Below are 24705 nucleotides of genomic sequence, written 5' to 3'. Positions count from 1 at the left end.
TATTACAGTTGGCAGATTAAGCAGCCTTCTCGACGTCTGGGCTCTACATGAAGTCCCCCGAGAGTTTCGGCAAGTGAACGATTTGGCTGGTGCTTTGCAATCCGTATTTGGGCTTTATTCCAGTTTCCCTCAATTTGTGCCATTCGTTCTGGCTGCTCCAAATCGCTTAATGACTCGGTTCCACACCAATAAAAGACGTTTCCGTTTATGTGATTAGGTTTTTCGTAAGATTTTGCTTCTTCATATAGCTCGGGATAGCGTCTCTTAAGCCGAACCCATTCAATTTTTTGTTGATAGAAGCAGAAGAAACAACCGCTCCGGGTCCTACCCCATTCTGTATAGGGAGGCATGCCTAGCCCTGACTCTTCCAGAATGCGTTGAACACCTTCATAGGCAATTCCGTCTTCTCGAAACGGGAAAACTGCACGAATGTTAGGTTTGTGGCTGATGTATCCCACACGGTCTTCATCGGCACGGATACCGACATAGTTTATGCAAAAATCATCACCAATATAGTTTTCGAATGGTTTGAGTTTCATCAGGTCGGTACACCACCGCCGATGTGTTGAAGGAAGCATGCCTCCTTTTATTCTAAGAATATGATCGAAAGTTGTCCCAAATGTCGTGCGAACGATTTTCTGCCCCAGATAACCTTCCAATCGTTCAAGATATTCATACGTGTCTGGAAGCTCTTTGCCAGTATCATGAAAAATATACTCAATGTTCTCAACTCGATCACGGAGATGAACGGCGAGCGCGGCACTATCTTTCCCGCCTGAGAGACTCAGTATGTGCCGTACTAATGATGGATCTTCGGGCCATGTGATGGGGGATCCAGTTGATTTTTCAGTCATACTTTCCTTGTTGCGTTGCTTTCACTTTCAAGACGGTCCCATATGGCTCGCATAGCGGCGGCCATGCCATAACGGCCATGCTGAGTAAGAATATTTTGTATGGCGATTTCCGCAGTCGCAATACGAGCGTCATCCATTCCGTCCCAGTTAATAAGTTCGCCCATTTCAGTACCATCACTCTTCGTTATAGCAATTCTGCAGGCGTGCCCATTTAATTTTTTCGTGGTACCAATAAGCGCCATTTCCGTACGCAAAAATTTGGCGGATGCGAGTTCCAATTGATGATTAAACTCCATCTCGTCTTTATCTGTCCATCGCTCAGGTGATTTTCTAGCAAGCAAATTGGCGATAGATTCAACCCATTCTCGGTGACCGAGCGCTTTATCTGAAAGGCGCAAAGCGAAAGCCTTTAGTGTTGGCTCGGTCACAGCCGCGCCTAATTGCGCGGCTCGATCCATGATGTTTTCGCGTGCCTTAGGCGCAGAATTCTCTATTTTGAACGCGGCAGTTAGGGAGTTACTTAGACGCTGTATTAGATTAGGGTAGGCAGTTCGAATTTCGTGCAGCGCGTTTTTTAAGCCTGCGGCAAAAGCTTCGGGATTCTTCAAACCGCCCTTGTCGATTGGTGGAAGGCCACATGCTGAAGGAAGTGTAGTAAAAACAAGTTTAATAGGCTCTCGCGCATCTAGAAGAGCGGCACGTACAGTAGATGCCGTTGCTGAAAGAGTATGTGTTTTGCGAGCGTACTCTGGAACTTCTCGACTAATGAAAATTGCCAAGGGTCGGATTAAATCCAGCAAATCGGTTTTAGATGCGTCTCTTGGATCAATCTGAAGTTGAGTTAATAAGCTATTTAAAACTTCCGCACGGACAATATCCAATTCACAATACTGCAAATGAAAATATTGGGGTTCTTTCATTAACCGGAGGAAGGCTTCACCACCGACCTCATGCAGATAAGTGCCGTCTTCATACAGTGCAACACGCTGATGATGAGTGGCCAGGTAAATCGCGACAATAAATGGTTGAAGGCCTTCTCGAATTCCGAACGGAGGGCGTGATAGTGCTTCAAATATTTCGGGCAAAGGAATAAGTACGTCTATTCCCTTTGCTTGAAGAGTTTTGGTAATAAGGTCGAGTGCCGGTAGCAGATTACAATGATCGTCACGTTTTTTGGGCGAACGAAACATCCAGCCAGTTTCAGTTTCGACGTGAAAGCCACCATGCTGAAGAATCGATAGGTAAAGCGCCATTTCTGGTGGACGCTTAGTTATATCTAGTCCGAGGTTTGGTTTTTCTGGCGATGTGGTCATCGCTTCAACGAGCTTTGTTCGTGCACCGACGGCAGCGCTGGATGGAGATCTGCGGTTTATCAGTTCATTTAAGATTCGGGGCGTGGCGGTGTAGATGCGCCGGCATTCTTCACCAAGAAAAGTCAGAAGCTCCCTTCCTGTAAGCAGACGCAGGGGAGATTCTGCGCCGTGGTAGAACCAGTCCAGACGTTTCCCATTGGAGACGGCAAGGTTATCAATGCCGCCCAGTTTCGCCCGAACTTGTTTTTCTGCCAGATTAATTTGACGAGTTACCTCTTCGCGCGCATAACGGTCCCCAGACAATGTAGGTACATTGTCTTTCACCCATTTCCACGCTATAAGATCCGCCATTGCTTTAATCGCCATCCCCTGTGGCACCGCCAAGGTTATATAAGACCCCTTGGGTATTTTTTCAGAATTGGCGATGAGGAATTTTCGAGCTTTGTTATATTGATTAACGTCGACCGGTAGCGCGACGTAAATATTTAAGTCGGCACCCTTGCCATCAAGCTTTGGCAAATTCGCAAAACGAGCCTCTAAGTCGACCACTGAAAGAATTTGCACATCAGCATATCTCAATGTTCCCGTTTCCGTGTAATAGGCACGGGGGACGAGCGTTTCTGATTGGATGTGATCGCATAACCCGCGAATACCATCCCCACGATCTGATGTCACCTCCGTTGCTTGAGTGAAAGTTTCATCAAGGTTAACGCTGGTATGTGGCCACAGACACAGTCCCCGGACGGTACCGCGCTCATAAACGACCCCTCTGACGCGAAGATTATTAATCGCCACTGTAGTGGCTTCGCGATTTCCCCCGATTGCTAGCTTAATAGCCTCTTCCGTAGATGGAAGATCCGGCGCGTCAAGTAGACTCAACATCGCAATAGATTTCAGAACAGCATCTTCCGCTGGACTTTCGATCGCTGTCGACGCTAAAACAGCTTCTATCACACCCCAATGAGTAAATGAGTTGCCAGCGGTAATTGTGGGGAGTAAGTTTGAGCGGACATAGTCGAATAAATTCGACATACGATAATAGTCTGCATCACCGAATTTTCTCGTAATGTGATGTTGCAGACCTAATGGCTCTCCGGATGAAATAAAGCTGAAAAGTGATCGCTCATTCTGACCAAATTTTCTCATCGTACGGATAAGAATTGGGAGGACTGTAGGGTGAAGAGGGAAAATTTTGGCGCTGAGATCCAATAGGGACTCTGCGGCAACCGATCCATAAAGTCCTGCAGTGAGGGCGGCTCGCATGGCTGCGTGTGACTCCTTTTGAATCACCTGCGGAAGTCGGTCAGTTTGAACATTTAAGGTCGCCGCCACTAATGCGGCTACTTGTTCGGTCGGTTGAGCATAAATTATTTCTTCAAAGCGCCCAGCTACTTTGTCCCATTCCCTTTTCGAGACGGAGTCCAATCCTGAAGCATATGCGGCAACGCCTTGGTGAAGCATCGCCACAACAATAAACGCCTTTTCGCCACTTCGACTAGCTTCTTCTGCCAACCGCTGCAGCAGAAAAATATCGTCGTGCTCTGGGTTTCTGGCCGCGTATTCAAGATTTTTCCCCAATTCATCTAAAATGAGCAGTAGGCCTCCATGCTGCCTTTTCCGCGCTTTAGTTACCGCAGTTCGAACGGCAACGAGAACGTCCTCTGTAGACGGCTGGCGTTTGTGCTCCCAGGGCACGTTAAGTGCGCGAAGAATAGTTATCCCGAGCGGCTCATTGTCGCCCGTGGCCATCGCTGGAAAAAATGTAGTGCGGCCGACGAATTTGCGAATATCGTTGGGTAGCTCATTCTTTGCCCCTTTGGCGACCCGAGCGAGGGCCAACGAAAAATCAGTTTTTCCCGAGCCGTAGTCTCCGGCGATACGCCATGCGCGTTGGGTGGAATTTGGCAGAAAACCTTCCGTGATACGCTCTAACGCTTGCCGAGCAACTGGAGTAAGAATGTAAGCCTGCGAGGATCTGGGATCTTGAATGTCACGTTCAAGATGCGCCGACCGCATGAACCGGGGATGGATCTGCAGAAGGGAGGAAATCGGTTGTTCCTCGAATTTGGCTTTTATAGTAGGCATCGGTCAAAGAAAAATTGGGTTCGTGTAAGCAGTTATGAGAGCTTCGTATCCACTCTGTGTTGTCGGTCTCTGAAGCAGCCTTACATTTGCTGATTCTGTAAGTTTGAAAACCTTTGGATAAATATGCGCAAGGTTTTCGATCCGTAACAGCAATTCCTTTTCCTGCAGCTTAAGTAATCGGCCAGGACTGTGTTCGCCCGAAACAATCTCTTGAAGCGAAACGGTCTTTTCTGCAGGGAATTTGCGGTTCCACCAGTCATGAATAAAAAACGCAAAAAGTTGTTGCGGAATACTGGCCTTTTGACCGATATCGAAAGAATAAAGCGGCTCCCATTTCCCCTGCGAATTTTGCCTTTCGCCGACCTCACGAATTAATCCGAGCGCTGAAAGCGCACTATCCAAGTGATCTTCACCTTTTCCTCCACGAGGAGGCCGATAGCTGTGGAGAAAAACCTCCCAATGCTGTTTTAAGGTAACCGGGGAAGCCTCTCTATTGTTTTTCTCAAATTCTCGGCGAAATGCGGTCATAACCTCCGCGGCACTGAATTCAGTGGTTGGCCAACGATTAAAAAGGCATTCCCAAGCAAAAAGAGTGTAGGAGGTGTTACTACAAATTAGCCAATGAAGTAACCAATTAGAGGTATGGTCTTCTAAATATGGATCCTGGCCAGTTTTTGGAGAAAATATCAGCTCGCCAATTTGCGTAAGCTTCCAATCCGAGCCTTCTTTTGTAGCAACCTGGAATGCTTCTATCCAGCACCGAAGTGACTCGACCATGTTTTTACCAAGACCCATTGAGGTGATGCCTAGATCGATATCAGTAAGTGGATCATGTCCTTTGGAAATTTCTTTGATCGCTTTTGGTAACCATGCAATGCGTAATGAAAATGACTGATGGCCCGAAAAACGAAAGCGGGAGGCTTTTTCAAGAGGCTGGTTGAAATCAGCAGGTTGCAAATTGGTAAGGACTTTTGACATTTAGAACCCGGACGTAAAGATAGAGTGCGGCAGATTAACTGCTAATTACAAATTCGTAAGGATGTGTTTGGAAAATATTTTTTAGCTTTTAATCACATCATATTCATAGATCACATAGTATAGAGTGCTCCGGCTAAAAGCTCGAATACTCAGCCAGTGAGTAAGGCCATAGTCGCGCTTAGTGGCTTCAATCAGAGACGACAAAGTCCATGGCTTCGGCCAGCACCTTCGTCGCTAGCCAATTTACACTAGTTCTTTCACCCCGCCTCTGTTGCTCAACTCCTGCGGCCATGATCAGTGCGGCGTGAAGTTCAGGCGGTACTCTTAAAAAAACTGTTTTAGCCGAAGCCATGTCAGTTGCTATCTTCAATTGGCGTTGTTTTGCTCGAGGCATAAATTTACTCAGTAAGTGCTAGCATACATAGCAATGATATTAATGCTATATGTGCTAGCAATGCAAGTAAATTAGTCATATTGTCTATAGCCGTCGGGTGGACTATGATGGCGGTGATGCAGAAATAGGAAGCGCATATTTCTGTGCGAAATTTTCGATTAGATTGCGGCGGGTTTATATATTGACTATCATCCGCAGATAACAAATTGAATGCGTTTTCCAATTTAACGGTGCTTCGTAAATTGGTCTATTGCAAATTTAACAATAAAAATCGAATCGGTTGGCCGAGACGGTACTCGACGGAGATTGTTTATTTAATGGCGACTGCAGCTACGACCATACATGACTTGGCATTTGTTAAAATCCATCAAGTTGAGATGATGTTTCTTCCGTCAGCGTGGAGGGCCGCGCCTTCAGTGTCATTAACCTGGCATCAGTTTGATTTCCCCCCAACTCCAAATGTTGCACCCAAGGTGCCAGGAGTTTATGCCTTTGTGGCAACTCCCAATATTTTTAATTTTGATTATGCTGGCGGCCTATTTTACGTTGGCAAGGCAACAAGCTTGCACAATAGAATATCGGCCTACATTGCAGAAATCGGTAAAGACTTCGCGGTCAGCGGGCGTCCAGCAATCTGGAGCATGCTAAATCAGTGGAATGGTCACCTGCGATATTTCTATGTGACGACCGCCACTGTCGAAGCAGCTGAAAATCTAGAGGAAGAAATGATCGAAGCATTTCGCCCGCCATTTAATAAACAATATAAAGCCGCTACCACTAGCCGCGTCATGAGAGCATTTTCCTAATGGCTGATTCCGTCACTACTACATTATTGCCTGCGATCCGATCCCATATAGGTGACTGGAATTTTTATGTGACGGCATTAACGCTAAATGATGTCGCGACCTTAATAAAAGACCCTGATGAAATTCATGAAAGAAAGCAGCTTTCAACGTGGATACAGAGGGAGGCAATTAACGAACACTCTGAAGCAATCGCAAAATATATATTGGCAAACCAGCAGAGATTTCTGGGTGCAATAATTATTGGTATTTATGATGGTAATCCCACATGGGCTCCCTTAGATGTCAGCTTCAAGGCCAACGCGTTAAATGCAACTATAGAACAACAAGAACAAGTTACCGGAAGACTGGGCTTTTTGCAGCTTAGCGGAACAGAAAAGTTATTTGCAATTGATGGACAGCATAGGGTTGCCGGAATTAAGAACGCGGTTCAAAGTTGGGAAACTGATGACGCAGCTCGTCTCGATGAAGTCGCGGCAATATTCGTTGGCCATGATGCGTCCACACCAGAAGGAAAAATACGCACAAGACGGCTCTTTACGACCGTAAATAAAAAAGCCAAGCGGGTATCGACAGCCGGAATCATTGCACTCGATGAGGATAACGGATTTGCGGTGGTGACGAGATTCATCATTGATACGCATTGGCTTTTTGAAGACAATCGGGAACATATTTCTTATACGAGCACCGGTTCCCTTTCAGCAAATAATCCAACAACTATAACGAGCGTAGTCGGATTATATGAAATCGTCAAAGAGCTATATGGACAGTTAAAACGAAAAGACTTTGAATCTGAAAGGCCGTCAGATCCAGATATTGAAAGCTTCGCAAATCATTGCATTGAATATTTAGACGCGCTTTTAACAAAAATCCCTGAATACAAACAGGTTTTTATTGACCAAAAAAAGAACGCCAACGAATTTCGGTCGAAGACTATAAATCATTTGTTATTTCGTCCCGCTGGACAAAGGGTTTTTGCTAGGGCCGCTAGCTTGCTGATAGAAAGAGGAAATACCATAAGCGCCGCAGTCGCAATATTGAGTAAGGTTGATCTAAACTTGTTTAATCCCATTTGGCACCATTTATTGTGGAACCCAATTAGTGAAGCCATGATATCTACCAAATTATCGATGGCGGAGACTCAACTGTTATTGCAGGCGGGGCAGGCGGCGAATACGAAAAAAAACGAAGCTGACTTAAGAGGCTTTCTTACTGCTATTACAAATCAGTCAGTATGAGGACAACTATCCAAATATTATCGAAGCAGAATTTGGATGGTCTATTAAGAAATTGAATCCGGTTGTCCTTTAGCTTATTTGCAATTTAATTATTGATTTCTGCAACGTAGTCGACCGCCGCCTGAAGTAATATTTTATTTATTCCGTCCGTGGCAGAATAAATCTTCAAATAGATAGGCGAAGCTTCTATTAGAACTACATATATGTGATCTTGATTTCGTTTTAGCGAAAACATGGACGTTTTACGCAAGCGCGGTTTTCCTGAGGCATCGGTGATGCAATGCCTTAAATCGATTTCACCATCTTCATTAGACACAACTGAAATTGGAATCGTCCATCCGTCTTCATCGCTGCAAGTAAGCAAATCAATTTGGACGTGTTTGATATCCAATAATATGCTCACGAAAGAACGTAAAAAATCGGGGATTGATGTATTGCTCTCTTCTCGCTGACATGCAATTATTATATCGATCGGTCGAATTTTTCGATCCGAGCCAGGCTCGCCAACAGCCATGCCTTCAAGCGCCACACCCTTCGCAGTTGCACCGACTCCTTCGTTATTTAACGGTTTTGTTTTCCATATAGATTTTTTCAATAGATCTGGGAATCTTAAATCCGACTGAATCATTTTTGTTTTGGATGAAAGGCGGCTTGATGCATCTTGGTCGGTTAAATCTTGGGTTCTAGAATCCGGTGCAGACCGAAGGCGTGGAGATCGCGGATTCGGATTGTCCTCACGCTCCTTATCTATATCGTTAGCGGTCTGATGTTGCCGGTCAGTTTCATAGCGCATGGATTTAAAAGGAAACGGGTGCGAACAGGAGCGAAGGCTGAACACTACAAAAGTAGCATTTTCTCGTTCGCCAAACGGCATCCATTTACCAGATGCTGACAGGTGGGTCGTTCCCTCGAATGGAAATATTGCCTGTGGATATATCGACTGGCCGGATGTCGATGCTTTTAGGCTGGACGTGCCGATGTGAGCCGCAGCTCGCCACGCTACGGGATCGAGCGCAATGCGAGCGATATCGGCAGCAGAGAATCCTGAAAGTTTGGAAGCAAGAGTTATTTGTAGATGTTTCGACACTCTGTCGAATTTGAGATCGCTATAAAGCGTATCGCGATTTAGCGGTGGGCGAAAAAACTGTGCGAGAAGATTGCTGGATGAACCGAAATAAAAGCGGATAAGTTCATAGCAGGGAATAATTAGGCGCTTGTTGTCGGGCAGATCAACCGTGAGACAGTAGGACTGCGTGTTATTACGATGCCAAGGATGCTCTTCTAATGGCAGCAAGAAACAGTCGCAGTCCAGACTCAAGCCGGCCTTTACAATAGTCGTTGTGCTTTTGTCGATCAAAAGATCATCAAAAGTCTCTAGTTGATAATCAGGGCGAGATTCAAGTCGTCCGTTGCGCCAAATATCGCCAACACGAAAGAGCCCAAGGCTGCCGATCGACACCCATGCCTTGCGTTGATAGTGGGTATTCGTTGAGGAGGCGGAGAGTAGTGCGGCAGGATCGTAAGGATCGTCGCAGACCCGAGAAAAATGCAAAAGCATCGAGGTCTGTGTCCGGCGAATCATCCGATTCGGAAATGCGAGATTCCCGAACCAATCAATTCGCCATGCGTGGCCGTCTTTGGGCAGCGCGCCAACAATCAGTGAGTCTGTTTCCGCCATCTAATGAACCCAGCCCCCTCGCTGGTTAAAGACATACGGTATCGTTATTTTTACTTAGAAAATCTCACTCACTTAGTGAAAATCTCACCAACTTAGAAAAATTCTCATTTACTTCACAATTTCACACCCGCTACCACGCCATGCGCCTGCTCATCTGCGTGGTAAGAACTACGCACCATCGCGCCGACTGCCGCATGCACAAAACCCATTTTGTAGGCTTCTTCTTCGTACATCTTGAAGGTGTCGGGGTGGACGTAACGACGTACTGGCAAGTGGTCGCCGCTCGGTGACAGGTACTGGCCAATGGTCAGCATATCGACGTTGTGGGCGCGCATATCGCGCATGACTTGCAAAACTTCTTCATCGGTTTCACCGAGGCCAACCATGATGCCGGATTTGGTCGGCGTGGTCGGGTGCAGTTCCTTGAAGCGCTTGAGCAGGTTCAGCGAGTATTCATAGTCGGAACCGGGACGCGCTTCCTTGTACAGGCGCGGTGCGGTTTCGAGATTGTGGTTCATGACGTCCGGCGGGGCCATCTTCAGGATTTCCAGCGCGCGATCCATGCGGCCGCGGAAGTCGGGGGTGAGAATTTCGATACGGGTGGCGGGCGACAATTCACGCACACGCTGGATACAGGCGGCAAAGTGGCCTGCGCCGCCATCGCGCAGATCGTCGCGATCAACGCTGGTGATGACGACGTAGCTCAGTTTCAACTCGGCGATAGTGCGTGCCAGATTTTCCGGTTCGTCGGCGTCGAGCGGATCGGGCCGACCGTGGCCGACGTCGCAGAACGGGCAGCGCCGGGTGCATTTGTCGCCCATGATCATGAAGGTGGCTGTGCCCTTGCCGAAGCATTCGCCGATGTTGGGGCAGGACGCTTCTTCGCACACCGTCACCAGCTTGTTGGCGCGCAGGATGTCTTTGATTTCGTAGAAGCGGGTGCTGGGCGACCCGGCCTTGACGCGAATCCAGTCCGGCTTTTTCAGCTTTTCGGCAGCGACGATCTTGATCGGGATCCAGGCGGTTTTGCCGGCACCCTTTTGCTTGTCGGAGGGATTGCGCAATGGTGCGGCGACGGGAGTGTTTTCTGTGGTCATGGTGTGATTGGTGGAGCGCTTGGCTCGTACGGGAATATTCAGTGAGTGAAGTGTGCAAGCAGCTGGTGCGCCAGCAGGCGTTGCACGTCGGGCAAGGCGGCGTTGCTGCCCAGCGTTTTCATGTCGACAGTGACCAGACCGGCGTAGCCGCAAGGATTGATGCGGTCAAACGGCGTCAGGTCCATGTCGACGTTGAGCGATACGCCGTGATACGTGCGGCCGTTACCGCGAATCTTGAGGCCCAGCGCGGCGATTTTTGCCCCTTGCCACGCACCTTCGGTGACGTAAATGCCCGGCGCGCCGGGCTTGCGCTGACCCGAAAGATTATACGCCGCCAGTGTGGCGATGACGGCTTGCTCGATTTTCTGGACGAATTCCCGCGCAAAAAGGCGCGCGCCGGGCTGATCGCGTCGCAGGTCCATAAGCAGATAAATAATGGCTTGCCCTGGGCCGTGATACGTCACTTCGCCGCCGCGATCGGTCTGCACCACAGGCGTGTTGCCAGCGTCGAGGATATGCGCCGGATCGGCTGCCAGCCCCAAGGTGTACACCGGGGGATGCGTGACCAGCCACAACTGGTCGGGCGTATCGACATCGCGCGTCTCGGTGAAACGGCGCATGGCGTCGAAACTGGTTTGGTAATCCTCGACGCCGCGGTCAATGATTTCGGGGGGAATGCGCATGCGCGCTCGGGTCCCGGTTAAAGGACGTACTTGACCATGTCGTGCGAGGACAGGGCGCGGTACAGGTTATCGAGTTGCTCACGGCTGGTGGCGACCACCGTCACGGTCAGGGAAAGGTAGGTGCCCTTGCTGGAGGGTCGGTGTTCGATTTTTCCGCCGTGAAACTCCGGGTCGTGCTGCTGCACCAGTTGCAGGATGGTCTCGACAAAGGCGTCGTGCTGCAAGCCCATCACTTTGATGGGGAAGTCACTCGGGTAATCGATCAGGAAGTCCAGAGATTCCGGGACGGTCGCAGCGGCAGGCGCGGCGCTAACGCTAGGTTCGGTCATGGCAGCAGGCAGGTGTGAATGGGGATGCCCCATTTTACGCCATGCTGCCCCGCCCTGCTCCCGCAGCGCCTGTCGTCAGGCAAGCGGGACTCAGAGCGCTGCTTTAGCCGCCTGATAGGCCGCATACAGTTTGCTGAACAGGGGGCCAGGCACGCCTTGGCCGATCAGCTTGCCGTCGATGCGCACGACCGGCAGAATTTCCTTGCTGGCAGAAGTCAGCATGACTTCGTCGGCATCAAACACTTCTGCCCGGATGATGCGGCGCGCCTGAAACGGAATAGTCTGCGCGGCACACAACTCCTCGACCAAGGCATAGCGGATGCCTTCCAGAATCAGGTTATCTCTGGGCGGCGCTGACAGCACGCCATCCTTGGCGATCCAGACATTCGACGCTGAGGCTTCGCTCAGGAATCCGTCACGGAACTGGATCGCCTCGGTCACATCGTTTTCAGCCGCGCATTGTGCTGCCAGGACGTTGCCGAGCAGAGAAATCGCCTTGATTTCACAGTGCAGCCAGCGCTGGTCTTCGATGGCAATACAGGCCACGCCGTCTTTCAACATCTGGGCGGACGGCAATTTCATGGGGTTGGTCATGATGAAGATGGTCGGCTGCGTGTCTGCCGGAAAAGCATGGGCGCGCTTGGCCACGCCACGCGTGACGTGCAGGTACACCATCTGATCGTCGTAGCTGTTGGCCTCGACCACGCTATCGATCAGCGCCTGCCATTGCGGCGCATCGTAGGGATTGGCGATGCCGATAGCCGCCATGCTGCGGAACAAGCGCGCCAGGTGGTGCGCGCCACGGAAGGGAATGCGTCGGTATAGCGGGATCACGTCGTACACGCCATCACCGAAAATGAAGCCGCGGTCGAGCACCGGAATGCGGGCTTCGGAAAGCGGCGTCAGTGCGCCGTTCAGATAGACGATGGGGTCTTGCATGGTGTGATCCGATAAGAAGGAGGAGAGAAGGCATTCTCACACAGACCACTGCTGCGCGTTATGCAAAAAAAGAATGCGTCACCGGGAACGGGCGACGCATTCTTTTTTGCTGATATAGCACATCAATGGACGCGCCTGTTTTGCCCTTGTCTCTTTTTTCTGCTTATAAAGTGCTGACAACCAACCGGCATTTTGCCGAGGCGGTCTTCTGCACGCCGCCTGCCGTCGCAGTGAAATGCCAGCGCGTCTGATGGAAGCGCGCCAGCGTTTCGCGATGGGCGATGCTGATCACGGCGGTGTCCGGCAATTCCTGTTGCAGCAGTCGATACACGGCCTCCTCGGTTTCACCATCCATCGCACTGCTGGCTTCATCGAGGAACAGGTAATCGGGGCGGGTCAGGAAGATGCGGGCAAACGCCAGTTTTTGCTGTTCGCCGGGCGAGAGCACACGACTCCAGTCGCGCGACGCATCGAGTTGCTCTTGCAGTTCTGGCAAGCCGCACAGGTCGAGGTAATGCCGGATCGCCAGATCGGTATAAGTCCCGGATGCGGCCGGATAGGAAATTGCCGTGCGCAGGCTGCCTATGGGCAGATAACTGCGTTGCGGCAAAAACAGCAACTTGGCCTGGACCGGAATCTGTACATCGCCAGCACCGTAAGCCCAGATGCCAGCCAGTGCGCGGAACAAGGTCGATTTGCCGCAACCGGAGGGGCCGCTGACCAGAATTTTTTGGCCGCCATGTATTTGCGCAGTTATGTCGGCAATCAGCAGCGCATCTGACCCGTCCGCTGCAGGCGGCAGGCTCAGGGACAGTCCATCGATCAGAATCGCCCCGACATTGTTACGCTCGACATGGATAGTCGGTTGCTGCGCCAGTTGCTCGGCTAGCTCCACCGCCTGATTAAAACCGGCCAGACGATTGATACTGGCTTTCCAGCTTGCCAATGTTGAAAAGGCATTGATGAACCAGGACAAGGCGTCCTGCACCTGTCCGAACGCGCTGCTGATTTGCATCAGCGCGCCAAGCGTGATGGCGCTGGAAAAATAGCGCGGCGCGCTCACCAGCATGGGGAAAATATTGGCGAACTGGCCATAAAAACTGGATGCAATATTGAGCCATTTGGTGGTCCGCATGATGGTCCACCAGTTTTTACGAATATCCTCGAAGCGCTTGCCTAGCTCGGCCTGCTCTTGCGATTCGCCCCGGTAAAAGGCAATGGCTTCCGCATGTTCGCGCACGCGGATCAGGCCGAAACGGAAGTTGGCTTCGAACCGTTCCTGCGTCACGCCTTGCCTCACCAGAGGCCGGCCGATCCACCAGATCAGCCAGGAACCAATGAAGGCATACCCCAGCGCAAACCAGACCATGTAGCCCGGCAATACCCAGTCGCGGCCGCCCAATGCGAAGGCCAGCGGCCCGCTGATCGCCCACAAAATGCCGACGAAGGAGACCAGCGTGACGGTGCTGGAAATGAAGCCCAGCACCAGACTGATCGTATCGGAGGTCAGACTGCGTAAATCTTCCGCGATACGTTGGTCAGGATTGTCGGCGCTGTGCTGGTCTTCGATCCGGTAGTAGGCGCGGTGCGCCAGCCATTTTTCCATGTAGCGCCCGCTCATCCAGGCGCGCCAGCGAATTTGCAGGGCCTGCACCAGATAGACACGAGAGATGTAAATACAAATGAAAATGACCGCGAGATAACTAAAGCGCCACAGCAGTGTCTTGAACGAGACGAAGTCGTGATTCTGCAAGGCATCGTAAATATCGCGATTCCATTGGTTAATCTCGACATTGATGTAGACCATCCCCAGCGCCAGACCAATGATGATGGCGAGAAGGCCCCAGGCCGTCCATTTTTCCTCGGATGTCCAGTAGGGTTTGATCAATCGCCAGATGGCGCGCAGCTTGGTATGTTCCGCTCGGTCTACTTGTGGATTCATGAAAATGGAGTGTTTTCTAAATAGGGCTATCTGATGCCGTGTCACCGGCAACGGCAGAACAAAATCAGGGCAGCGCAAAGAAACGCCACCCTTAATTGCCCTGCCAGTAGCGTTATCAAAAGTTGCTAAAAGGGGATGACCGGCGGCTACGGCGCAGACAAAACAAAACTGCTCTAGAATTCGCCAGTCCGGCGCATCCATTTTACCCAATGCGTCTGAAATCTATAGGAATTGCGCAAAACGCCGCTAACCAGGCGCATCGCCGCAGGCAGTGCAAACAGCGCAGCAAGGTGTTGCAGCCACGGCAGCTGCGTTTGCGTTATTTCTAATTTACCCGGAGAGTGCCATGTTTGGCTGGTTTGAGCGTCTGTTGTCCCCCTTCCCTGCCGACGTGCCTACGCCGCCTCCGTCGGGATTTTTGCAATTCATCTGGAGCAGCACGAGAGGCGCACGTCCCATGATTGCGGCAATGACGGCACTGACCGCCGTCATTGGTGCGTTCGAAGCGCTGCTCTTTGCCATGATGGGTCGCATCGTTGATTGGATGAGTTCGATCGGACCGGCCCAATTGTGGACGCAAGAGCGCCACGCGCTGATCCCGTTGGCATTGGTACTGCTTGCTAGTCCCTTGTTGGTCTGGTTGCAGACCTTGCTCAAACATCAGACGCTGGCAGGCAATTTTCCGATGATGCTGCGCTGGAATTTTCATCGTCTGATGTTGAATCAGAGCATGTATTTTTATCAGGACGAATTTGCCGGCCGGGTCGCGGCCAAGGTGATGCAAACCGCGCTGGCGGTGCGCGACGTGTGCATGATTGCTGCCGACATTCTGGTATTCGTGCTGATTTATTTCATCACCATGAGCGCCGTGCTGGGTGCCTTCGATCTGATGATGGTGCTGCCGTTCGCGATCTGGGCTCTGTTGTATTTGGTAATGCTGAAATTCTTCGTGCCGCGTCTGGGCAAGGTGGGCAAATTGCAAGCCGATGCGCGCTCCATGATGACTGGCCGCATTACCGATGCCTATACCAATATTGCGACGGTCAAACTGTTTTCCCATGCCGGCCGCGAAGCCGCTTATTCCCGCACCGCGATGCAGCAGTTCCTGCAAACGGTGCATCGCCAGATGCGCATGGTCAGCGGCTTTGAGGTCGTCAATCATATTCTGAACATGCTGCTGATTACGGGTTCTGCCGGACTGGCTTTATGGCTGTGGACGCAAGGTCGCGTGGGGGTCGGTGCGGTGGCCGCCGCGATTGCCATGGCCTTGCGCCTGAACGGTATCGCGCACTGGGTGATGTGGGAAATGACTTCATTGTTTGAACAAATCGGCACCGTGCAGGATGGCATCAATACGCTCTCCCAGCAGCACCGCGTCACCGATCGTGCCGATGCGCCACCGCTGAAAGTAACGAAGGGTGAATTGCGTTTCGACGATGTCAGCTTCGCCTATGGCGCGACCGGCGCGGATGCGCGTCAGATCATTGATCACTTGTCCCTGACCATACGTCCGGGTGAAAAACTCGGACTGGTCGGCCGTTCCGGCGCGGGCAAGTCGACCATCGTCAATTTGCTGCTGCGGTTTTATGATGTGGAGCAAGGTCGGGTGCTGATTGATGGCCAGGATATCGCCCACGTTGCTCAGGACAGCCTGCGGGAGCAAATCGGCATGGTGACGCAGGACACCTCGCTACTGCACCGCTCGGTGCGCGACAACATCCTTTACGGCCGTCCTGCCGCCGATGATGCCGACATGATCGCAGCGGCCACTCGCGCCGAGGCGCACGGATTCATTGCGCAACTCGGCGATGCGCATGGACGGCGTGCTTACGACGCGCATGTGGGTGAGCGCGGCGTCAAGCTATCTGGCGGTCAGCGACAACGTATCGCCATCGCTCGCGTGATGCTCAAGGATGCGCCCATCCTGTTGCTGGACGAAGCGACCAGCGCGCTCGATTCCGAAGTCGAAGCAGCGATTCAGGCCAGCCTGTACACCTTGATGGAAGGGAAAACGGTAGTGGCCATCGCGCATCGCCTGTCGACCATTGCGGCCATGGACAGGCTGGTGGTGCTGGATGAGGGTCGTATTATCGAAGAGGGTACGCACCACGAGCTGCTGGAAAAACAGGGGTTGTATGCGCGCTTGTGGGCGCATCAGAGCGGCGGTTTCTTGGGCGAAGAAGCTTAAGGCCATTGCGGCCTGCTCTGCGTTGGCGGTGCAGACCGCCGGATCCTTCGATACGGAATTTCATCCCTCCTCAGGACGAACGGTTCGTGGATAGTGCAACGCCAGCAAATTTCTTCATATGGAGCTTAATTCATACGGAGCTTAAACAACTACCTACCGTTCGTCCTGAGTAGGCGCAACGCGCCGTATCGAAGGATCCGGCGCTGCGCCGGTCGACCCGCTCTGCACGAAGACTCGAGAGCTGCATCCATGCACAGTAAGCCCGAAGCGTCCGGCTTACTGCGGCCCGCGCAACCGGGAAATCACGCCATCAAGCGCGTCCAGATTATCGAAATGAATCACGATCTGGCCTTTGTTTTTGGCGTTGGCTTTGATAACAACTTGCGTCGTCAACACATCCGACAATTCCTCTTCCAATCGCACGATGTCGCGCGATTTGTCCTTGCCGTTGTCACGTGATTTGCCGCCGGCGGCTTGCTCCAGTCCGGCGCGCGTCACCAGTTTTTCTGCTTCGCGCACCGACATCCGTTTGGCGACGATCTGGTTGGCCAGCGTGATCTGGTTCGCAGCATCGACGGCCAGTAAAGCGCGGGCGTGACCCATGTCGATATCGCCGGCCATCAGCATGGTCTGCACCGGACGCGTCAGATTCAGCAAGCGCAGCAAGTTAGACACTGCGCTACGGGAACGGCCCACTGCCAGTGCAGCGCGCTCATGGGTGAAATCAAAGTCGCCGATCAGTCGCTGTATGCCCTGCGCTTCTTCCAGCGGATTGAGGTCTTCGCGCTGCATGTTTTCAATCAGCGCCAGAGCGGCGGTGGTCTGGTCGTCCACATCCTTGACCAGCACCGGCACTTCGGTCAGTCCGGCGATTTTGGCGGCGCGATAGCGTCGTTCGCCGGCGATGATTTCGTATTGCGGCTGGCCTTCACGGGCGACAATCGGCCGGATCAGGATAGGTTGCAGCAAGCCCTGCTCCTTGATCGAGGCGGCCAGCTCGTTGAGCGCACCTTCGTCCATGCGAGTGCGCGGTTGATACTTCCCGGCTTGCAGGTCATCCACTGACAGGTTCGTGGGCGCACCGGCGATAACCGGCGTATCCGCCACAATATCCGCGCCGCCCAATAATGCGTCCAGCCCGCGGCCGAGACCTTTTGATTTTTTAGTTGCCATGTTCTTTTACGAGAGAGTTTTAATACGTTCGACCATTTCGGCACCGAACGCGATGTAGGCTTGCGCACCTCTTGAGGCGGCATCAAAGACAACACCCGGCAGTCCGTAGGACGGGGCTTCGGCCAACCGCACATTGCGCGGGATAACCGTTTTGAATACTTTGTCGCCGAAGTGTTTTTCAAGTTGCTCCGAGACTTGCTGCGATAAGGTCATGCGCGGGTCGAACATGACGCGCAACAGACCGATGACTTTCAGTTCCGGGTTCAGCTTGGCGTGCACTTTCTTGATGGTGTTGACCAGATCCGACAGTCCTTCCAATGCGTAATATTCGCACTGCATTGGAATGACCACGCCATGCGCTGCGCACAAGCCGTTCAGGGTCAGCATAGAGAGCGCTGGCGGGCAATCGATGAGGATGAAGTCATATTCATCGATCACGGGTACAAAGGCGTCCTTGAGCCGTTTCTCGCGGTTGTCCAGCTCGACCATTTCGACTTCCGCACCGGCCAGTTCGCGATTGGCCGGCAACACATCAAAGCCGCCCGCTTCCGAGCGCTGGCGCACTGAGGCGATATCAGCCATGCCGAGCAGCACTTCATAGATGGAGCCTTTCAGCTCCGCCTTGTTGATTCCTGCACCCATGGTGGCATTGCCTTGCGGGTCGAGATCGACCAGCAGCACCCGCTGCTGCAACTGGCTCAACGCCGCTGCCAGATTGACCGCAGTAGTCGTTTTGCCAACGCCGCCCTTTTGATTCGCGATACAGAAAATTTTTGCCATGGCTTCTTTTCGAAATGTTCGTTGTGGCGCTTTAAGTTTTTTTAAGAAGCTCTGATCCATCTACTACCCATCTACTACCCCTCTACTGCTCTGTGACTGCCTGATGCAAATTACGTCGGCATCCGCCTACTCCTGCACGGATTTTTCCAGTTTCGAAGTATCGAATCCTTGCCGGGTTGCCTTATCAACGGCAGCATCGTAGGCGGCGGTCGACAAGCTCTTCGTACGCGACAATATCCACAGATAATCCCGATCAGGCGACCCCACTGTGGCGACGGAATAATCGGGGGTGAGCCCAATAATCCAATAATCGCCCCAGACAAACGGCAACCATGAAAGCCATGCCGGTGCGAATCGCACTTTTAGCCTGGCATTGGTTTTGGTATCGACGATACGTGCGACACCGTTTACTTGATCTACCACCCCGCCCGCCACTTTACATTGGTTAAGCACGCTGATACGGCCATCTTCCTGTGCGGCATAGTCGGCCCGGGTATTGGCGATACATTTTTTCTGGAAGCGATTGGGAAATTTGGCAATTTCGTACCATGTCCCTGCGTAGCGCTGCAGATCCACCGTGCCGACTGTTTGCACTTCTTGTGCCTGCACTGTACTTAGCAGCAATGTAGCCGAAGTCAGGGCGCAGAGGCTGCGACGCAAGGTGGTTTGCAACCCGCGCATTGTTTTGATCTTAGATTGTTGGAGACTCATGCGGATTTTCTCTCGATGAAAATTAAATGCCGTGATGCGGACAAGCCAGGCACGGTCAGAGGCGTAATACGCGCCACCTGCCACCCCTCCGGCAGGCGATCCATTTCCTGCTCTGGCAGTAGCCCTTTGAGGGCTATAAACTGCCCTCCGGGGGCTAGCAGGTGTTGCGACCAGTCGACGAAATCGTGCAACTCTGCAAAAGCGCGGGAGGTGATGACATCAAAATGTTGCTTCAAAGGCAAGTTTTCTACCCGGTCCGTATAGACACTGACATTGCCTAAGTGCAACTCTGCTTTGGCCTGCGTTAAGAACGCGGTTTTTTTATGGACCACATCGACCATCGAGACGTGCATCTCAGGAAAGGCCTCTTCTGCCCAGATAGCGAGGACGATACCCGGCAATCCACCCCCTGCGCCCACATCCAGCACCTGACGGGCATTGGCGAATGCACTGACTGCGGCCAGAGAATCGAGCAAGTGGTGCGTCATCATTTGCGCTGGCTCGCGCAAGGCAGTCAGGTTGTAGACCTTGTTCCATTTGGCCATCAGCGCCTGATACGCAAGCAGCTTTGCTTGCTGCGCTTCGCTCAGTTGCAGACCGAGTGCTTGCACGCCCTCCCGCAAGGTGTGCGCCAGGGCTTCATCCGTGGCGGGGGGGAAATGTGGTTTGCTAGTTGTCGTTGTCATGGGTTCTTGATCAGAGGGGGCGGCACAATTCAGGCGCGCTGCCGCAAGTCGCCCTTTTTTAAATGCACCAACAGCAAGGACAAGGCGGCCGGAGTTACGCCCGCAATGCGCGAGGCCTGTCCCAAGGTTTCGGGTTTGTGCTGATTCAGTTTTTGCCGGACTTCTATCGACAGTGAGCTGACCTCCATGTAATCCAGATCGAGCGGCAACTTCAGTGTTTCGTTGTGCTCGTGACGACCGATTTCCTTGGCCTGACGGTCGATGTAGCCGGCGTATTTGACATGAATTTCTACTTGTTCGCGCACATGGTCTTCACTAACGCCGGGACCGGCCATCGGCTGTCCTTCTGCATCGCGTAAGCTCATCAGACTTTGGTAGCTGACATCCGGACGGCGCAACAGATCAAGCAAAGAATATTCACGCTCGATGGGCTTACCCAGAACCCGCTCTGCTTCTGCTACGGGCAGGGTACGCGGATTCACCCAAGTGGATTTGAGTCTTTCCAGTTCGAGGGCAACCGATTCGCGCTTGCGCTCAAATTGCTCCCACTGCGCATCGCCGACGCAACCCAGTTCACGTCCGATTTCGGTCAGACGCATGTCAGCGTTATCTTCGCGCAAGCTAAGCCGGTATTCAGCGCGGCTGGTGAACATCCGGTACGGCTCCTGCACACCTTGCGTAATGAGATCATCGACCAGCACACCCAGATAGGCCTGATCGCGGCGCGGTGTCCATGCATCGCGTTGCTGCGTTTGCAACGCGGCGTTGAGTCCTGCCAGCATGCCTTGCGCTGCGGCTTCTTCGTAACCGGTGGTTCCATTGATCTGACCTGCGAAAAACAGGCCCTGAATCTGGCGCGTTTCCAGCGATGCCTTTAATCCGCGTGGATCAAAGTAGTCATATTCGATGGCATAGCCGGGGCGAAGTATATGCGCCTGCTCCAAGCCGCGCATTGACCGTACCAGCGCTAACTGCACATCGAATGGCAGACTGGTGGAGATGCCGTTAGGGTAATACTCGTTGGTCGTCAGTCCTTCCGGCTCCATGAATATCTGGTGCGAATCTTTGCCGGCAAAACGGTGGATCTTATCTTCTATCGATGGGCAATAACGCGGCCCGACGCCCTCGATGACTCCGGTATACATCGGGCTGCGATCCAGTCCGGCGCGGACGATGTCGTGCGTCCGCTCATTGGTGTGGGTAATCCAGCATGGCATTTGCCGCGGATGCATGGCGGCATTCCCCATGACTGAAAAAACAGGTATGGGATCAAGATCGCCGGGCTGCTCTTCCATCACTGAAAAATCTACGCTACGCCCATCAATGCGCGGAGGCGTCCCGGTTTTCAAGCGTCCCTGCGGCAGCTTCAATTCTTTCAAGCGTGCAGATAAAGAGATGGCTGGGGGATCACCCGCACGTCCTGCTGAATAGTTATTCAGGCCGACATGAATTTTGCCATCAAGGAAAGTGCCGGCAGTTAGCACTACCGCCCTGCCCGCAAAGCGAATCCCGACTTGCGTTACCGCACCAATAACGCGATCGCCCTCCACCATCAAATCATCGACTGCTTGCTGGAACAGCCACAGGTTAGGTTGATTTTCCAGGCGGAAGCGGATTGCTTGCTTGTACAGAATGCGATCAGCCTGGGCGCGCGTGGCACGGACGGCCGGGCCTTTCGAAGAATTCAAGATGCGGAACTGTATGCCAGCTTCGTCGGTCGCCAGCGCCATCGCCCCGCCCATTGCATCCACTTCCCGCACCAGATGTCCCTTGCCAATCCCCCCAATTGAGGGATTGCATGACATCTGCCCCAGGGTTTCGATATTGTGACTGAGCAGCAAAGTCTTCTGCCCCATACGAGCGGAAGCCAGAGCGGCTTCCGTTCCGGCGTGACCGCCGCCGACTACGATGACATCGAACTGAGTAGGAAATAACATGGAATGGGTACGGAAAGGATGAGCAGAGGCGAGATTATAAGTCCTTTTGATCGCTCGTCGGACATTCGCCTTGCGCCGAGCGTTTCACGTGAAACCACTAACAGCCAAACCTTCCGGTTCTTGCGGTAGTTTCACGTGAAACAATGTGCTGTCACGCTGACCATTAACGGAAGAAGGCGTCGTAGCCAGTCTTGAGAACAAGGGCGGAAATAACCACTAAAAATAAACGCCTGACAAACCCGCTGCCATGCCGTATCGCGAGCTTTGTCCCGAACAGGGAGCCAGCAATATTAAATGCCGCCATCAATATGCCCAACTGCCAGATGACGTGTCCGGTGTAACCCAGCCAGGTAAGCGCCGCAAGATTGGTCGCGATATTAACGACTTTGGATACGGCAGAAGCGCGCAAGAAGTCGAAGCCAAACAAGCGGACAAAAGCGAAAACAAGGAAGCTGCCAGTGCCAGGCCCAAAGACGCCGTCGTAGAAGCCCGCCCACGCCCCTACCAAAACAGCCATCCACTTTTCTTTTGAACCGGACAAAAGTGGCACATGATGCTGGCCAAAATCTTTCTTCATAAACGTATAGGCACCGACAGCGACAAGAACAAAGGGAAGAGATTGCCTGATCAAGCCAGTGGGGATATGCGTAACCGTAAAGGCACCGAGGAATGACAGCAACAATGCGGCAATGGCGGCGGGTGCGGCCGTACTCCAACGAATGCGAACTGTGCGTGCATAGTTAACAGCGGAAGCAGTGGTACCCATAATGCTGGCAACCTTATTGGTTCCTAACAAGGTTGCCGGGGCGGTATTGGGGAAAACGGAGAACAAAGTCGGTACCAGAACAAGACCTCCACCACCGACGACAGCGTCGATCAGACCGGCAACAAAGGCGGCAATGCACAGAATAAAGTAATCAAGCATGGAAAAAATCTGAGGATAAAGTAAGGGGCGAAAAAAAGGCGCGTCTTACAAGACGCGCCAGTTCATAGGGTCTAAAGCAAGGTGTTGCTAGGGACGTTGGAATCGCCGGAACAGCGCAAGGACTTCGCCGACTATACCCCGTCGGAAAGCCAATACGCAAACGATGAAAATGAAACCCGTCACGATCGTTACCGAGTCACCCAAAGTATTGAACCACTCAACACCGGTCGCGTGGGAGAGCCACATGCCTATATCACCCAGCTTTTCTTCTAGCAAGATGATGAGGACAGCACCAACGATTGGCCCCACCAGCGTACCCAGACCACCCACCAGAGTCATCAGTACAACCAAGCCTGACATGGACCAGTGCGCATCAGTAAGGGTCTCAAAGCCCTGCACCAATGTCTTGGTCGCGCCGGCCAGACCAGCCAGTGCAGCCGACAAAACAAAGGCCAAAAGTTTATAGCGCGCCACATCGTAACCAAGCGAAATAGCGCGCGGTTCGTTCTCCTTGATCGCTTTCAGGACCTGCCCGAAAGGAGAGTTGATAGTGCGAGCAATCAAAGCGAAGCCAGCAACACAAATAGCCAGCACCACATAGTACATATTGATGTCTTTACCTAGGTTGATAAAGCCAAACAAGGTACCGCGAGGTACGCCTTGCAATCCATCCTCGCCACCAGTAAAGGGCATTTGCAGACAGAGGAAAAACAGCATTTGTGCCAGCGCCAGGGTGATCATGGTGAAATAAATCCCTTGCCGGCGAATAGCCAGCAAGCCCATCAGCAAACCGATACTGGCGCCTGCCAATGTTCCCAATAAAAGTCCTATCTCAGTTGGGAATCCCCACACCTTCAAGGCTTGTCCTGCAACGTAGCCCGCACCACCGAAAAAAGCAGCGTGACCGAAAGACAGCAGACCGGTGTAACCAATCAACAGATTGAAGGCGCAAGCGAAGAGGGCAAAACACAACATCTTCATCAGGAACACCGGATAGATGCCGAACGGTGCCGCCAGCAACAAAAGCAGAATGACGATGGCAAATAATTTCTTGTTCATAAGAGCGCCCATGGACTTATTTCTCTTTCCCGAATAACCCTGCCGGACGCAGCAGCAGCACGATCACCATAATAATGAACACGACCGTGGCAGACAGCTCAGGATAAAACACCCGCGTCAATCCTTCGATCACCCCCAGGCCAAGACCGGTAAGAATGGAGCCGAGAATAGAACCCATGCCCCCGATGACGACAACGGCAAAAACAACAATGATCAGATTGGAACCCATCAAAGGAGACACCTGAATCACCGGCGCGGCCAGTACTCCGGCGAAAGCAGCGAGTGCCACACCAAAGCCATAAGTCAGAGTAACCATCAGCGGGACGTTGATGCCGAAGGCCTCGACCATTTTTGGATTTTCAGTACCTGCGCGAAGGTAGGCGCCGAGTCGGGTCTTTTCGATCACAAACCAGGTCGAAAAACACACTACCAGCGAAGCCAGAACCACCCATGCTCGATAATTAGGCAAGACCATGAAACCCAGATCAGTTGCGCCTGACAAGGCATCCGGGACCGAATACGGCTGACCCGAGACCCCATACACCGACCGGAACAAGCCTTCTACCATCAGCGTAATACCAAAGGTCAATAACAAGCCGTAAAGATGATCCAGCTTATAAAGCCAACGCAGCATGGTTTTTTCGATGAGAATTCCGAACAAACCAATGAGCAAAGGAGCAAGTACCAGCATCTCCCAGTAGTTCAAGCCGAAATAGTTCATGCCCATCCAGGCAGTGAACGCACCCAACATATACAAGGTGCCGTGGGCGAAGTTAATAACATTAAGCAGGCCGAAAATTACCGCGAGTCCTAGCGATAACATGGCGTAAAACGAGCCGTTGACCAAGCCCAGCAAAAGCTGGCTCAACATGGCTTGCAAAGGAATACCGAAGATTTCCATGGAATCAGGTTC

Annotated in this window: 20 protein-coding genes; 3 read left to right on the top strand and 17 right to left on the bottom strand. The window is 52.3% G+C overall.

What is annotated here, in order from left to right; genetic code table 11:
* Positions 1 to 2: 2 nt before the first annotated feature.
* The 3 genes from RGU70_RS02825 to RGU70_RS02815 are packed head-to-tail and all read right to left on the bottom strand — an operon-like array spanning position 3 to position 5230.
* Positions 3 to 854 (bottom strand): phosphoadenosine phosphosulfate reductase family protein, encoded by an 852-nt coding sequence (locus tag RGU70_RS02825; protein WP_322207902.1) that lies wholly within the window; start codon positions 852 to 854, stop codon positions 3 to 5.
* Positions 851 to 4252 (bottom strand): hypothetical protein, encoded by a 3402-nt coding sequence (locus tag RGU70_RS02820; protein ID WP_322207901.1) that lies wholly within the window; start codon positions 4250 to 4252, stop codon positions 851 to 853. The genes RGU70_RS02825 and RGU70_RS02820 overlap by 4 nt, the downstream gene beginning before the upstream one ends.
* Positions 4253 to 4255: 3 nt before the next feature.
* The gene (locus RGU70_RS02815) at positions 4256 to 5230 is read right to left on the bottom strand and encodes a DUF4007 family protein (protein WP_322207900.1); all 975 of its coding nucleotides are present in this window, start codon (positions 5228 to 5230) and stop codon (positions 4256 to 4258) included.
* 711 nt (positions 5231 to 5941) lie between these two features.
* Here RGU70_RS02815 and RGU70_RS02810 point away from each other — a divergent pair.
* Both RGU70_RS02810 and RGU70_RS02805 read left to right on the top strand, forming a co-directional pair.
* On the top strand, positions 5942 to 6430 hold the full coding sequence (locus tag RGU70_RS02810) for a hypothetical protein (protein WP_322207899.1): 489 nt from the start codon (positions 5942 to 5944) through the stop codon (positions 6428 to 6430).
* On the top strand, positions 6430 to 7665 hold the full coding sequence (locus RGU70_RS02805) for a DNA sulfur modification protein DndB (RefSeq protein WP_322207898.1): 1236 nt from the start codon (positions 6430 to 6432) through the stop codon (positions 7663 to 7665). Before RGU70_RS02810 ends, RGU70_RS02805 begins: the two co-directional genes overlap by 1 nt.
* An 85-nt stretch (positions 7666 to 7750) precedes the next feature.
* Here the strand turns inward: RGU70_RS02805 and RGU70_RS02800 are convergent, their stop codons facing one another.
* The 6 genes from RGU70_RS02800 to RGU70_RS02775 all read right to left on the bottom strand — a co-directional run bounded on the left by RGU70_RS02800 (position 7751) and on the right by RGU70_RS02775 (position 14333).
* Entirely contained in the window at positions 7751 to 9343 is a 1593-nt protein-coding gene (locus RGU70_RS02800) for a hypothetical protein (RefSeq protein WP_322207897.1), read from the bottom strand.
* A gap of 113 nt (positions 9344 to 9456) precedes the next feature.
* Positions 9457 to 10440: a lipoyl synthase gene (gene lipA, locus RGU70_RS02795; protein ID WP_322207896.1), complete on the bottom strand. Its 984-nt coding sequence runs from the start codon at positions 10438 to 10440 to the stop codon at positions 9457 to 9459.
* Between the two features lie 38 nt (positions 10441 to 10478).
* Entirely contained in the window at positions 10479 to 11123 is a 645-nt protein-coding gene (gene lipB / locus RGU70_RS02790; RefSeq protein ID WP_322207895.1) for a lipoyl(octanoyl) transferase LipB, read from the bottom strand.
* Between the two features lie 17 nt (positions 11124 to 11140).
* Positions 11141 to 11452 carry a YbeD family protein gene (locus RGU70_RS02785; protein ID WP_322207894.1) on the bottom strand — a complete coding sequence of 104 codons (312 nt, stop codon included), beginning with the start codon at positions 11450 to 11452 and terminating at the stop codon, positions 11141 to 11143.
* A 90-nt stretch (positions 11453 to 11542) separates the two neighbouring features.
* Positions 11543 to 12391 carry a D-amino acid aminotransferase gene (locus RGU70_RS02780; protein ID WP_322207893.1) on the bottom strand — a complete coding sequence of 283 codons (849 nt, stop codon included), beginning with the start codon at positions 12389 to 12391 and terminating at the stop codon, positions 11543 to 11545.
* A 163-nt stretch (positions 12392 to 12554) separates the two neighbouring features.
* Positions 12555 to 14333: an ABC transporter ATP-binding protein/permease gene (locus RGU70_RS02775; RefSeq protein ID WP_322207892.1), complete on the bottom strand. Its 1779-nt coding sequence runs from the start codon at positions 14331 to 14333 to the stop codon at positions 12555 to 12557.
* Positions 14334 to 14679: 346 nt separating this feature from the next.
* Here RGU70_RS02775 and RGU70_RS02770 point away from each other — a divergent pair, with 346 nt between their 5' ends.
* Positions 14680 to 16521: an ABC transporter ATP-binding protein gene (locus RGU70_RS02770; protein ID WP_322207891.1), complete on the top strand. Its 1842-nt coding sequence runs from the start codon at positions 14680 to 14682 to the stop codon at positions 16519 to 16521.
* Positions 16522 to 16797: 276 nt separating this feature from the next.
* Here the strand turns inward: RGU70_RS02770 and RGU70_RS02765 are convergent, their stop codons facing one another.
* From RGU70_RS02765 to RGU70_RS02730, 8 genes are all read right to left on the bottom strand, one after another.
* Positions 16798 to 17694, bottom strand: a complete 897-nt coding sequence (locus RGU70_RS02765; RefSeq protein ID WP_322207890.1) for a ParB/RepB/Spo0J family partition protein — start codon at positions 17692 to 17694, stop codon at positions 16798 to 16800.
* Positions 17695 to 17700: 6 nt separating this feature from the next.
* On the bottom strand, positions 17701 to 18474 hold the full coding sequence (locus RGU70_RS02760) for an AAA family ATPase (RefSeq protein WP_322207889.1): 774 nt from the start codon (positions 18472 to 18474) through the stop codon (positions 17701 to 17703).
* Between the two features lie 126 nt (positions 18475 to 18600).
* Positions 18601 to 19185 (bottom strand): lipocalin family protein, encoded by a 585-nt coding sequence (locus RGU70_RS02755; protein ID WP_322207888.1) that lies wholly within the window; start codon positions 19183 to 19185, stop codon positions 18601 to 18603.
* Complete coding sequence (gene rsmG / locus RGU70_RS02750) at positions 19182 to 19871, bottom strand: 16S rRNA (guanine(527)-N(7))-methyltransferase RsmG (protein ID WP_322207887.1); 690 nt, start codon at positions 19869 to 19871, stop codon at positions 19182 to 19184. The genes RGU70_RS02755 and rsmG overlap by 4 nt, the downstream gene beginning before the upstream one ends.
* Before the next feature lie 29 nt (positions 19872 to 19900).
* Positions 19901 to 21808 carry a tRNA uridine-5-carboxymethylaminomethyl(34) synthesis enzyme MnmG gene (mnmG, locus tag RGU70_RS02745; RefSeq protein WP_322207886.1) on the bottom strand — a complete coding sequence of 636 codons (1908 nt, stop codon included), beginning with the start codon at positions 21806 to 21808 and terminating at the stop codon, positions 19901 to 19903.
* A gap of 163 nt (positions 21809 to 21971) precedes the next feature.
* Positions 21972 to 22733 carry a sulfite exporter TauE/SafE family protein gene (locus RGU70_RS02740; protein ID WP_322207885.1) on the bottom strand — a complete coding sequence of 254 codons (762 nt, stop codon included), beginning with the start codon at positions 22731 to 22733 and terminating at the stop codon, positions 21972 to 21974.
* Positions 22734 to 22820: 87 nt separating this feature from the next.
* The gene (locus RGU70_RS02735) at positions 22821 to 23792 is read right to left on the bottom strand and encodes a branched-chain amino acid ABC transporter permease (protein WP_322207884.1); all 972 of its coding nucleotides are present in this window, start codon (positions 23790 to 23792) and stop codon (positions 22821 to 22823) included.
* Between the two features lie 16 nt (positions 23793 to 23808).
* Entirely contained in the window at positions 23809 to 24693 is an 885-nt protein-coding gene (locus RGU70_RS02730; RefSeq protein WP_322207883.1) for a branched-chain amino acid ABC transporter permease, read from the bottom strand.
* Between the last annotated feature and the right edge of the window lie 12 nt (positions 24694 to 24705).

This window comes from Herbaspirillum sp. RTI4, assembly GCF_034313965.1.
Classification (GTDB): Bacteria; Pseudomonadota; Gammaproteobacteria; order Burkholderiales; family Burkholderiaceae_D; genus Herbaspirillum.
The sequence above is the reverse complement of the archived record's forward strand: the minus strand, read 5'-3'. Positions and strand labels throughout refer to the sequence as shown.